At 70.2% G+C, this 13,072-nt stretch carries 5 protein-coding genes; 1 reads left to right on the plus strand and 4 read right to left on the minus strand.

The window, feature by feature from the left end:
• Window positions 1-317: 317 nt before the first annotated feature.
• The 3 genes from ABH925_RS10565 to ABH925_RS10575 all read right to left on the minus strand — a co-directional run bounded on the left by ABH925_RS10565 (window position 318) and on the right by ABH925_RS10575 (window position 10,730).
• Window positions 318-7,694 carry a LamG-like jellyroll fold domain-containing protein gene (locus tag ABH925_RS10565; protein WP_370147099.1) on the minus strand — a complete coding sequence of 2,459 codons (7,377 nt, stop codon included), beginning with the start codon at window positions 7,692-7,694 and terminating at the stop codon, window positions 318-320.
• A 368-nt stretch (window positions 7,695-8,062) separates the two neighbouring features.
• Complete coding sequence (locus tag ABH925_RS10570) at window positions 8,063-9,187, minus strand: hypothetical protein (RefSeq protein WP_370147100.1); 1,125 nt, start codon at window positions 9,185-9,187, stop codon at window positions 8,063-8,065.
• Between the two features lie 892 nt (window positions 9,188-10,079).
• Window positions 10,080-10,730, minus strand: a complete 651-nt coding sequence (locus ABH925_RS10575; RefSeq protein WP_370147101.1) for a thiol:disulfide interchange protein DsbA/DsbL — start codon at window positions 10,728-10,730, stop codon at window positions 10,080-10,082.
• A 108-nt stretch (window positions 10,731-10,838) separates the two neighbouring features.
• Between ABH925_RS10575 and ABH925_RS10580 the strand changes: the two genes are divergently transcribed.
• Window positions 10,839-10,991 (plus strand): hypothetical protein, encoded by a 153-nt coding sequence (locus tag ABH925_RS10580; RefSeq protein ID WP_370147102.1) that lies wholly within the window; start codon window positions 10,839-10,841, stop codon window positions 10,989-10,991.
• 444 nt (window positions 10,992-11,435) lie between these two features.
• Here ABH925_RS10580 and ABH925_RS10585 read toward each other — a convergent pair whose 3' ends face one another.
• A complete protein-coding gene (locus ABH925_RS10585; protein ID WP_370147103.1) occupies window positions 11,436-11,855 on the minus strand; it encodes a CBS domain-containing protein in 420 nt (139 codons plus the stop codon).
• Between the last annotated feature and the right edge of the window lie 1,217 nt (window positions 11,856-13,072).

The raw sequence follows: 13,072 nt of genomic DNA on the forward strand, positions 1-13,072 counted from the left end.
CCCCGGGCCCCGGCACGGAACAGTCTGCACTGCTCCCTGTACGGGCGGCCGAAGAATCTCCCGCCGGGGTGCTACGGCGGGCCCGGCTGTCGGGTGCGGCATGACCCGCGTCTTGTGCAGGCACCACCCTGCGCCGGCCCCGGGAGAACTCGATGACTCACTCCAGCCGACCCGCCGACCCGCCGACGGCCCTGTCGCCGGCCCCTTCGACGGCCGGGCCGAGGTCTGGGCCGACGGCGGCACCGGTGGGGTTGCCCGGTGCCGCCGGACTGATGCCGCGAGCGGGGGCGGGCGGCGTGGTGCCGGGTCGGGGTGGGTTAGTTCACGGTGAAGGGGAGGGGGCCGGCCAGGGGGGTGTAGACGTCGTTGTAGAGGTACCAGGCCGCGTAGGTTCCGGGGGCTGCGATGCGGCCGGTGGTGGGGAAGGTCAGGCTTCCACTGGCGTTGGGGGCGTAGAGGAAGGCGAGGGATTCGCCTCCCCCGGGCGGTGTCACGCCCGGGGGGTAGATGCCGATCCAGTTCTTGGGGGTGGTGGTTGCCGGTGCGGTGGCGTACTGGAAGGTGATGCTTCCTCCACGGGCGACCGTGGTGGTGTCGGCGGTCAGTGTGCTGGTTGGAGCGGGTGCGGGAGCCGGGACCGGGGTCGGGGCGGGGGTGGTGGGGGTGAGGGTGTAGTAGTCGGCCAGGCGGGTGGTGATGGTGTCGGTGTAGGGGGCCAGTGCGGGGAAGTGGGCGGTGATGGCGGTTTTGGCTGCGGTGGTCAGGTCGCCGGGATTGGTGGTGGCGCCGACCAGGTAGGGCTCCAGTCTCTTGATGAGCTGGTAGTCGCTGGTGATGCCGAGGGCGCCCATGGCCTTGGCGAGGGAGGGAGCCGCGGTGGTGGTGTCCTGGACGCGGCTGACGAAGGTGACCCGGTGCAGGATTCGCCAGCAGGGGGGTTTGCGGTGGCTCTGCCGGGTCTGGCGCAGGGCGAGGGCGTTGGGGTCGGAGCCGGTCTCCAGCCACTGGGGGTCGACGACCTTGCCGTAGAAGTCCTCGAAGTTGTCGGCCGAACTGTCGAGGTAGAAACTCATGAAGCGGTAGGCGTCGACGCGTCCGGGCGCGAGCACGGGCTGCCCGGCGCCGTCGAGGACAGGCGTGGTGCCGTTGTACTGCTGGAGGTTGCGGCCGGCTCCGGCGACGACGTCCAGGCTGAACGTCCGCTGGGATGCCTTGCTCCTGCTGCGGGTCACTGTGTGGCCGCCGCCCAGGGCGACGTCGCACGTGGCCTTGAAGCCGATCGCGCCCGCCTCGACCTCGATCAGGCCGCCGAAGGAGATGCTGCCGCTGACGGTGTAGTCGCTGCTGGTGACCTGGGTGACCTGGTCGGTGGTGGTGGTGGCCTCGGTGAACAGGCCGCCGGCTGCGGTCCACACGTAGGTGTTCGCCAGGTTGCGGCGCGAGGCGGCCTTGTTGGCCGCGCGCCCCGTGGCCGCGTCCGCACTGCCGCCGGTTCCGCTCAGGGCTGCGCTGGAGCCGGTGCCGCCCATCATGCCGTTCAGCACCCGGGTGGCACCGGCGGCCACCGGGTCGGGGGCCGTGGATGTGGCGTCGGTGTTGAGCGACTCGTAGAAGCCCTGGAGCTGCTGTTCCTCGCGCTGGATACGGCGTTTGATCGCGTACGCCTCGCGGGGGCGGTAGTAGCTGAATTCGCCCTTGGACGTGCCGGTGTCGGCGGCCTTGGGGTAGGCGGGGTCGGGGCAGCCGACCAGCGTGTTGTTGGGGCCGGTGGCGGCGTAGCCGATGAGGCCGTCCAGGGTGCCCTGCTTGGTGTAGAGGGGGTTGATCGGGAAGGCGATGATGTTCCAGTCACGGGGGATGTCGGGGTTGGGCAGCATCCGGTAGGCGACCAGGGCGCCGGAGTGGGCCAGCCGGAGCGCGTACATGTCGGCGGTGTCGGACTGGACGACCGCGAAGCCGGTGTTGGCGGGTATCCAGCGCTGGCCGGCGGTGGGATTGGCCTGCTTGGCGGGGTCGTTGCTCTCCCAGCGGCCGGTGAGGGTGACCGAGCTGGTGCGGGTGGTGCCGGTGCCCTGGGAGACCTCGGTGTTGTTGCTCCAGCTGTTGGAGTACTTCAGTTCGGAGGTGCCGGTGTAGCCGCCCTTGACCTTGATGGGCTTGGCGGTGCCGATGCCCAGCGGGGCGACGACCATGGTGGTCTCGCCGGTCACGCTGAGCTCATAGGTGCTCTTGGCGGTCATGTCGAAGCTGGTCTTGTAGTCCGATGACATGGTGTTCGTGACTTCGTCGGCCTGTACGAAGCTGACCGAGGACTTGTCGGTCCAGTCGTCGGTGCCGAGGCCGGCGATCATGTTCTCCGAGGGGACCGGTGGCGCGCCTTCCAGGTAGCCGATCAGCTGGGGGTCGTACTGGGCCTGCCCGACCCAGGTGGTGGTCAGGTCGCCGACCTTGAAGCCGCCGGTCAGCACCCACGAGCCAGCCTGGAGCGAGGTGTAGGCCCGCTTCATCACCCCGATGACCTGGCCCTTGGCGTCGAGTTGCACGTCGGCGTACTCCGATGCCGCCGGGGTCCCGGTGACCAGGGCGTTGAAGGAGTTGGCGACGCCGGTCAGCGCGGAGCGGACCTGCGCGGCGTCGTCCGAGATCGGCGCGCTGGACAGCGCGATGCCCGGGGCCGGGCTGGAGGGCGCCAGGTCCAAACCTGCCAGACCCGCGTCGGTCACCGTTGCGCCGGCCACGGTGGAGGCGTCGTCGAAGGGGTAGTAGGCGATGAGGTCCTTGCGGTCCCCGCGCATCCGGCAGAACAGGGTGTCCAGGATCTGCTCGCGGGTGCGGGCGGTGCGCCAGATCCGGATCTCGTCCAGCACGCCGGTGAACGCGTCGCTGAGCTTGCCGTCGGTGCCCAGGCGCCCCCCTACGGTGAGCGCACTGCTGCCGCGCCCCTGGGTGAGCAGCGGGTCGGAGGCGGTGGTGACCTGGACCGCGGTGGTGGGGGTGCCGTTGCGGTAGAACGTGTAACGGTTGCCCAGCGGGTCGACGGTGGGCACCCTGCGTACGCCGCGCAGGGTGGCCGGGAAGGAGCCGCAGCCGTCCGCTGTGGTGGTGCCGACGGCCTCGGGGAAGGTCCACCAGGCGGTCAGGCCCTGGGCCTTGGCGGTGATCCCGGCGCCGATCTGGCCCTTGTCGCGGGCGACGTTCCAGATCCGGACTTCCGACAGGGCCCCGCTCAGCGCGAAGGGCATGGTGCGTATCCGGTGCCTGCCCAGCTCTACGTTGGCGTCGTTGCCCACCGGCTTGGCACCGGTGTAGGTGTACGGGTCGGGTCCTACGGGCTTGCCGTCGATGTAGAAGCGGATCGCGACCGTGGCGTCCTTGTCGGCGTTGGTCTTGCGGGTGACGGCGACCTTGGTGAACACCCCCGCTTTGACGGTGTTGCCGGGGCCGGAGCGGTAGACCTGTCTCGCGTCGGCGCCGCCTGCGCCGGCCTCGAAGGTGAAGGCCAGTTGCCCGTCGGGGTCGACGTAGAAGGAGTAGGGGACCCCGGTGCCGGGGATGCCCGCGAGCACGGCGCCTTTGCTGACCAGGCCCTGCACCACACCGAGCGTGTCGAGTTTCACGAACGCCTCGATGGTCAGGTCGTCGGCCAGGTCGAGCCCTGCGGCGCCGCCGGCGTCCAGGTAGCCCGACCCGTCCAGCCGTATCGCCCATTCCTGCTGGAACGACATCGCCACATGCCCCCAGTCCCCAGCCGGGAAGGCCTCGGAGCTGCGGACGAACTGCGACCCGACCGTGCCGATCAGTGCGTAGCCCCGCAGGCCCGAGTCCACCTGCGTGGGGCCGCCGATGATCTGCCCGTTGTGGCGGTTGCCCGAGCGGTCCGCCACCGACAGGTTGGCGAAGTTCCAGTAGGCCAGCAAGTTCGCTTCCTGGCCGCTGAGCTGCTTGTTCATGGACGCGGTGATGTCCTGCGCGGTACGCACCCGGTTCCATACGCGTACCTCGTCCAGCGAGACGATGCTGCCCGCGGGCATGAATGTCGCGGAGGCGAGCAAGGTCTTGCCCACCCCTGCGTAGGTGCTGGCCGCGGTGTCCTGGGCGACCTGCACCCCGTCGCGGTAGACGGTCCGCTGCCGGGTCGAGGCCGAGTAGGTCGCGGCCCAGTGGTGCCACTCCAGGTCGGGGTAGGACAACGGGGTCATCAGGGCCTGCCCGAACGGTCCGAAGCTGAACTGGCCGCTGTTGTCGAAGTACAGGAGCAGGCTCCCCTCCATGGTTGGCGCACCGTGGCCGAACAGGATGGTGCCCGTCTCGTTGTTGGCTCGCTGTGCCCACATCTCGATGGTGAAGTCGGTGCCGGCCAGCGCCAGGGTGTCACCGCAGTCCACCCAGTCGGTCTTGTAGAACAGCATGCCGCTGCTGGCCGCTTTGGCCTCCAGGCCGAGCCCGTAGTCCTTCGTTCCGGCGCTGCTGGAGGTGTGGACGATCCTCGCGCGGCCATTGACGAACGTCGGGTTGACCCACGCCTCGATGGTCAGGTCGGCGGCCGGATAGACCTTCGCCGGGTCCAGCGGCGTGGACAGGTACTGGGCTTTGCCGTCGAAGGACAGCGCGCGTCCGGGGGCGCCGCCGCGCCAGCGCGGGGTCAGGGCCCCGGTCAGGTCCGCGGCCGTGCCGTTGGGCACCGCGGCGGTGGCGTTGACCGTGGTCGCGCTGACGATCTGCGATCCGGCCGTCAGCCGCACCCCCGCAACGGTGCAGGAGGCGCCCGCGTAGTCGTACACGACGGTGTGCACCTGCGCGCCGGTCGCGGACGCCAGCCCGTCGCGGGTGACGTTGAACTTGGTGGTGCCGGCCGGAGCCGGGTCGGCGACGGTGCGGACCTTACCGCCCACCGAGATCGCCGCACCGGCGGCCAGCGAGGTGGTCAGCGGGGCGGCGAGTTCGACGATCGTGTCCTGGGCGGACAGCACGGTGCCCAGCAGCGGTCCGCGCCTCGGGGCACCGTTGAGGACGGCGCCCAGCGCGGAGGCGGCACGGGGCACGCCGGTGAAGGTCTCGGTGGCCGCGCCGCGGGTGACCGTCACCGTGCACAGGTCGCCGGTGGCCCCATCGGTGATGGTGACGGTGAAGTCGGCCAGGTTCGCGGCGGTGTCCCGGGCGATCAGCTGCACACTGCCCGCGCCGACCGTGATCGACTTGGTGGCCCGCGAGACGCTGGTCGGGTAGTACGTGGAGAAGAACTGCCCGCTGCCGCCGCGGAAGTACAGCACGACATCGCCGGTGGAACTGTCCAGCAGGGCGGGAGCGTCGGTGGTCCACGCGAACGTCAGCAGCGCGCCGAACACGCTCATCCCGGCCCGGTCGACGCCCACCAGCGGCATCGGCAGCACCGACTCCGATCCGCCCTTCATCCGGCCCGACAGGGCCGCAAGCGTGTTCTCGGCGGCGGTCAGCGCCGCCTGGTCCGCGCCGAGGCGCTGCGAGGCGGCCGTGATCTGCGGGATCTGGCTCACCAGACCGGTCCTGATGCGGAGCAGGTCGTTCTGGAAGGAGACCTGCGGTTGCCGCAACGCCGGGAACATGTTGTTCCAGTTGTTCGGGTTGTTGTCGGCCAACTGCTTGTCGACGGTGGCGATCCGCGCGAACGTCTGCTCCCAGCTGTCGGCCAGCAGCTGGTCGGCGTTGAGCGTCGCCTTGGCGGTGGCCACCGCGCCCTGCGCCGCGCCGAGCTTGTCCAGGTCGGCCGTTGGGTCGGCCGGCCCGATCGCGGTGAGCGGGATCTGGGCGGGCACCATCGCCAGGCGCCCGTCCTTGGTCACCGCGAAGTCCAACGTGGAGACGTAGGCGCGCTCCGCCGACCCGCCGGCCGGGGCGGGCCCGGTGGTGGCGGTCGCCATCAGCACCCGGCCCTGCTTCTTCTCCTGGGTGGGCTGCACACCGTAGCCGGTGGTGCTCGGCTCCTGCTGGTAGTACAGCGTCGAGGCGATCCCGACGGCGGCCTTGCGGTCCTTGAAGGTGAAGCTGTCGCGTGACAGCCCCGGGCCGTCGCCGATCGGCGCGTCCGAGGCCGTCCACACCGGACCACCGGTCAACCGGCCGTCGTTGGCGTTGGGCGTCGAGTCGCCCATCGTGGACCCGCTGCCCTCGTCCATTCGGTAATAGGCCACCAGGCCGGGTTCGATCCCCGTCAGGCGGCGCCCGCGGTCGGTGAAGTCGCTGCGGGCCACGCTCCAGATCCGCACCTCGTCGAGATCGCCGGTGAACAGATCCACCGGTGTGCCGCCCGAACTGCGGGCCCCGACGATGATGCCGTCGCAGGGGCTGGGAGCCGGGGTCGCCGCCGTGGTGCCCACGCCCGCGCCGTTGACGTACAGGGTCGCCGAGGTCCCGTCGAACACCGCGGCGACATGGCAGTACACGCCCATCGGCAGCACGGTGGTGCCGGTCAGGGTCCACACCGGCTGGTTCTGCACGACCTGCCGGACCACCAGGCGGCCGTCACCGTCAAGGCTCAGGCTGTAGCTGCCCCTGCGGTTCTCGTCGAAGCTGCCGAGGATCGACCCGCCGGGCTTGGCCGGCCTGATCCACGCCTCCACGGTGAACCTGCCCGTCACCGGGACCTGCTTGTCACTCACCTGCACGAACCCGCCCTTGGACGCGTCGAACCGCAGTGCGGTCCCGGCCCGGTCGCTGGTGGCCGGCACCGGCACCAGCGGCAGGTTCGTGTTCGGATCGATGCCCGGGGCCCGCTCCAGCACAGAGCGCCGGAACCTGGCGTCGGGGCTGGTCCACAGCTGGGTGCCCTCGATGTTGAACAGGCCGTCCGCGCTCTGCTCGCAGCTGAAGCTGTCGATCCGACCGGTGGCGTCGTCGGCGGCGAAAATCTGCCAGCGTGCGACGGACTCCACCGCGGTCGGCAGTAAGAGCACGCTGAACGCCCCGCGGGTCAGCGGCCGTACGAACGACAGCTTCACGGTGGGCTCGTAGAACAGCACGCCCTCCATGTCACGCGTCCCCAGCGTGTCCGTGCCCTCGGAAGCGGGGAAGAGCTTGCTGCGCGAGCGCTGGTAGCGCACCTCCACCACCGGTTTGAGCACCGAGCCGGCCAGCACGAACCGGTCGCACAGCAGTGAGGCGTCCACCACGGGCACCTTCGCACCGTTCACCAACATGTAGTCGCTGCGCGCTGGGTCACCGGACAGACCGCCGCTGGTGGTCCGGAACACCACGTTCGCGTCGCTGCCGGTGACCGACTGGCGGAACACCAGCAGGTAGCGGCCGTCGGAGACCACCTGGACCGGCGCCAGCGCCGTCAACCGTGCCGTAGAGGACAGGAACGGGTCACGGTCTTCGACGATCAGCAGGTCCGGCGCCACCTCGGTGGTGCCACCGTTCTTGACCGTCGGCATCGCCGCCACCCCCGGCACAGCCGGCCCCGCCACCAAGGGCGCCGCCCCCGCGGCCGAGTCGATGATCTCGCCCGGGAACGGCAACAGCACCGGGTCGGAGTTCCAGTACTCCACATCCAGCGGCCCGCGCACGCTGTCCTGCAGGTCCATGTTCAGGACGCTGTAGAAGATCCGCCGCTTGTCGTCCATCGCGAACGCCACCGTCGTGCCCGCATGGCGCACCAGGGTCGTCCACACGTACGTCGTGTCGCTGTAGACCTTGACCAGGCCCTTGTTGTCGATCACCGAACTCCTCAAAAGTCATGCCCGCACCTACGCGCGGACCGATGAACACACCTGGACGCGCGCGTGCAAAGCGCTTCGCCGCGTCCACGGGAGTACTGACGCAGTGAAACGGAAGGGGAGACGGAGCGAGCCGGGCCGGCTACCGGGCCTGGACGACCAGAGGGAGGCGATCACGGCGTGGGAGCTCAGGGCTCCAGTGGAGGCAATTGCTGCGTCTGGTCCCGCGTCCGGGTCCGGGGCGCGGCCGGCGGGCTGCCGGTATCGGCACGCCGGCCGGTTCCAGGTGACGTCTGGTCAGGGACGTGCCGTGGGTGTCGGCGTGGTGGGCCTGCGGAGTCCGTTCCCGCAGGCCCACTCGCCGTTCGTTGTCAGGGTGCTGACCACCAGTTGACCCACAGGTCGGAGTCGTCGGTGATGGCAAAGGCGTACGGGCGCTGGACCGCGCTCGGGTTGTCCTGCATGGTCACCACCTCGCCGGGCCGCTCAAGGATGCGCCCGCCTGGGGCTCCCTGGTCGCTCCAGTTCCACTTGCCGCCGTCCCACCAGTTGACCCACAGCTGGGAGTCGTCGGTGATGACGAAGGCGTACGGGCGGGTGAAGGCGCTGGGGTCGTCCATCATCGTGACGGCGCCGACGGAGTCGAGGATGAGCCGCCCGCTGGGCGCCCCCTGGCTGCTCCAGTTCCACTGGCTGCCGTCCCACCAGTTCACGTACAGGTTCGAGTCGAAGCCCTGGACGAAGACGTACGGCCGGTCCGCCGCGTTCGGGTTGTCACGGACGTTGACGATGCCGGCGCCCTTCTTCACCGGCTGCCCCGAGGGCGCTCCCTGGTTGCTCCAGTTCCACTTGCCGCCGTCCCACCAGTTGACCCAGACCTGGGAGTCGGCGGTGATGACGAAGGCGTAGGGGCGGGTCGCGGCACCGGGGGTGTCGCGGACCGTGGTGACGCCCAGCGGACGGGAGATCGCCCGACTGGGCGGCGTGCCCTGCTCGTTCCAGTGCCACGCGGCACCGTCCCACCAGTTCACCCACAGCCGGAAGTCGTCGGTGATCACGAAGACGTACGGGCGCTGCACCGCGCTCGCGTTGTCCTGCATCGTGACGACCCCCACGCCCTCACGCACCGAACGCCCGGCGGGCGCGCCCTGGTCGCTCCAGTTCCACTGGCTGCCGTCCCACCAGTTCACCCACAGCCGGGAGTCGTCGGTGATGACGAAGGCGTACGGGCGCTGCGCCGCGCTCGGGTTGTCCTGCATGGTGACGGCGCCGACCGACTCCAGGACGGTGCGCCCGGCCGGTGTGCCCTGGTCGCTCCAGAGCCAGGCCTTGCCGTCCCACCAGTTGACGTGCAGGTGCGAGTCGTAGCCGCGCACGAACACGTACGGGCGCTGGACGGCCTGCGGGTCGTCCTTCATGGTGATGATCCCCGCGGTGGCGCGCACGCCCACGGTGGCCGAGGGCTTCTGCTGGTCGTTCCACTGCCATGAACCCATGTCGTTCCTCTCCGGCCCCGGCCCGGCACGGTGCGGGCAGGGGTGTGCTGAGGCGAAGGGTGCTCGGGGGTCCGGCGCCGCGGATATGGGCGCCGGGACACGGAGGCAGGGTCCGGCCGGAGTCCCGCACTGTTGCGTGTACGGACCTACTCTGGCATCGCGCACGTTCCCTGTCACCGCATATGGCAGCGGCAAAATCGGGGACCGCGGGGAGTCGCGGCCAACACCCGCCACCGCGAACCCTGAACTGTGTGGCGACACCCCAACTGACCTGGCACGGCACAGATGTTGGCGATTCCCTGTTCGCGCCGTGGCCCCGGGTACCAGGGCGCGTGGCAGCGGCGCTGCCCGGACTCGCTGCACCGGCAGCGCCGTGGGCTGGTTGCGGCGCGCGGGGAAAGCCGCTGCGTGGGGGAGCCGGTGGTTGCGGAGCGCGAGGAAACATGGGGTGGCCGTCCCCGGCCTTGAGCGTGTGTGTGCCGGGAACGGCTCGTCCGGCGGCGTTCCGTCCTGTGAACACGCGGACACGGCCGGAGCTGCTCCCGATTCCCCATATGGTTGCGGTTTCAACTGTGACTGGAGTGGCCCGACCGTGGAGGGTGCGGGCCTGGCCGGGAGCGCCCGGCGGGCACCGCGCCGGTGTGCAGCCGGAGGGCCCGGCGTGCGGCCCGGGGTGCGCGGTGGGGTGACCAGGCCCATGCCGCGCAAGCGACACCCCTCGGTGATCCTCGCCGCTCTGGACCACCTCGCCCTCGCCGGACGCGCCACGGCACTTGCCACGGCTTCTGCCACTGCCCTGCTGCGCCGCAGTCCGGCGTGGGCGGAACGGACCGCGACGGCGGTGGCGTTCCCGGGTGGCACTGGACGCGTCGCCGACGGCGTCGTCTGCGCGTCAGTGGCTGTGGTGCAGCAGGTAGTCGACGACGGGGATGGTTCCCGGTACGCCGCCGGGGGCGAGGAACGGTGAGGTTCGGTAGGTGCCGCCGATGATCACGCTGGGCATCTCGTGGACTTCGTAGCGTTCCCGCAGGGCTGGTGCGTCCTGGACTTCCTGCTGTACCTCGGGTGAGTTCCAGGCGTCCATCAGCAGCTGGGGGTCGATTCCCTGCGTCTGGGCCCACTGGCTGAGCGTGTCGGGCTGGGTCAGGTCCCAGTGCTCGTCGCGGACCGCGTGGAACACCGACTGTTCCAGGATGTCGGACAGTCCCAGCCGGTCCAGGGTGTAGTAGAGCCGGGCGTAGGCCATCATCTGCGGCTGGTCCGGCCAGGCGGCGGGGATGTGGCGGATCGTCACCGGTGGGTTCTGCCGGGCCGCCCAGTCGCGCAGCGGCTGCGCGAGCTGGTAGGAGTGCGAGCAGTTGTACCAGAAGACCTCGGTCACCTCGCGCGGCGAGGCCGGCACCGGGTGCTGGAGCCGGACGTACTGCACACCGGCGATCGGAGGGGCGTCCGCGGTGCCGGCTGGGGCCTGCAGGCCGAGGAGCGTGGTGGTGAGGGCCAGCGCGGCCATCGCGCGGACCAGTGGCTTCGTGAACGGGGTCATACCGGCAACGATGACCACGGACGGCCCGGCCGTGCCGCTGACACGACGGCGCGGCGGGCGCATTCGCCCGTACGAGGTCGGACATGACGTTGCCCGGCGCACCACGGGATGTCCCACAGGACCGTCAGCGGCCTTCTCGGCGACCCCGCCCACGCCCTGGAACGGCTCATCACCCGGCTCTCACTCGAACCGGGCATCGGCGACCTGCGCCGGCACCTCGACGAGGGCGACGGCGACGGCGAACGCGAAGCCATGGCCTGAACACCGCAGCGGACACGCGTACCGTGACACCGCTCCCACCAGTCTGAGCTGCGCCTGCCCTGGGGTCATAGGCCACGGGGTCGGTCGGCCCATGTCGGGTACGAGTCTGTCCGGCGTGCATGGACACTGGAAAAGGGCGGTGGGCGGCATGAAGACCGAGCCTCGCAGGGGCAGCAGCCACGCGTTGGCTCTGCTGGGTGTCCTGCTCTTGGCAGCCCTGGTCGTCGTGGCGCTGGCCGTTTGTTCGTCCTGTACAGGCGGCCAGGAGCGGGCTCACCGCCAATCAGATGGGCGCGGGGGACGACGGGTTCCGCGCCGGTGCCGACGACCGCGCGGATATCGGCTGCGTCCGCCGGTTCCTCCCAGCCGGATTCGACGCCGAGATGCGTCAGCTCGCCCCGGGTGATGCTCTGCGAGGCCATTGGCGGCGCTCACTGCGGATGGTCAGGCGGGGGCGCAGATGGCCTCGACGAACTCGGCGAGCTCGTGTTGGTTCAGGTGTCGCGCGATGTCGGCCTCGCTGATCATGCCGACCAGTCGGTGGGCCTCGATGACCGGCAGGCGTCGGATCCGGTGCTCCTCCATGGTCTGCAGGACTTCGGCCTGGTCGGCGTCGGCGTGCACGGTGATCGGCTTGCCCTGTGCGAGCTCGCCTGCTGTCGTGGTCGTGGGGTTCCCGCCTTCGGCGAGGCACTTCACCACGATGTCGCGGTCGGTGATGATCCCTTGGAGCCGGTCGTCGGCACCACAGATCGGCAGGGCTCCGACATCCAGTTCGCGCATCCGCCGCGCGGCCGCTTCCAGCGTTTCGTTCTCCTGCACGCAGGTCGCTCCGGCGTGCATGATGTCCCGTGCAATGGTCATGACCGCTGCCTCCTATCGGTGTGGGTCCCAGGTCTACGGGGTGTGGCTTGGCATGGCCTGGCGTCGAGCGGTGCTGATCTACGGGCTGGCCCCGGCAGTCCGCCGGCTCCGTGGACGCGCCTTGGTTCCAGAGTTGTCCCATCGTGGAACCTCTGCATCCTGAGCCGTGCGCGGGCCGGGTACGGGTTGCTCGAAGTCGGCGCGCAGGGCGAGTCTGGAGGTGTGCGGCGGCCTGCGGTTCGCGGACAGGGCAGGCCGCGCGGGATGCGAGGGGAGCTGTCGCCGGTGACCGAGTCCCGTCACGAGCTCGCTGCACAGGTCGCGCTCGGGCTCGCGGCCGTCACCTGCCTGCTCGATCCCGAGGTTGTGGTGGTCTCCGGGCCCGTCGGGCGAGCCGGCGGCGTCGCGCTGTGTGACCTGCTGTCCGCCGAACTGGCGCCGATCACCGTCACCTCGACCCCTGGCGACGCTGAGCCGATAGCGGGTCAGGTAGGCGATGATCGTCCATCCCGTCGCCTGTGGAACAGCCGTGCCGCGCGGTGTTCGCTCAGATGGACCGGGGGGCGAATCGCGCACCCCGGACTTCCAGCCCACTTCGGAGGCGACCCGGGCGATCGGCATCGCTTCGGCGCCACAGCGTGCCGACTGCTCTTGGTCACGCCTTCTCACCACTCAGGCGCAAGGGATCTTCGCCGTCGATGTCAGCGCGAGGGTTGTCCTGGTCCGAGCGGCGGCCGATCGCGGGTGCCCGCAGCGGCGATCGTGGCGCGATCCGGGGGGATGCCATGGTCGCCGCTGCGGGGTCGGGGGCGGGGTGATACCGGCGTATCTCGATGTCCCACATGTGCAGCGTAGGGTTCGGCGTTCGTCGCAGGGAGTGGGACATGGGTGTTGGGTTGTATGTGGCTGCTGTCTGATGGTTGGGCCGGAGGCGGCACGCGTGTGGGTGCGCGGATGTGGTCCTTTCCGGCACGACGGTCGTCGGGGTTGTCTGTGTGGTTGGGCACAGATGGGTGCCCTTCGACTACGGGGTCCAGTGGCTCGCTGCCTTGTACGGCAGGGCCGCTCCGAAGGCGTGAGTGCGAGTGCTCCGGGTCACCGCGTTGACCGTCCTGGAAGACCCATGGCCATCCGAGCAGAAGGTTGCCGAGGATGCGGCTGCTGTCGCGGTCGAGGTGCAGGCCGGCGACCGGGACCGGGGCGTGGTCGCCGCGCGG

Source organism: Streptacidiphilus sp. EB129 (assembly GCF_041262645.1).
GTDB lineage: Bacteria > Actinomycetota > Actinomycetes > Streptomycetales > Streptomycetaceae > Streptacidiphilus.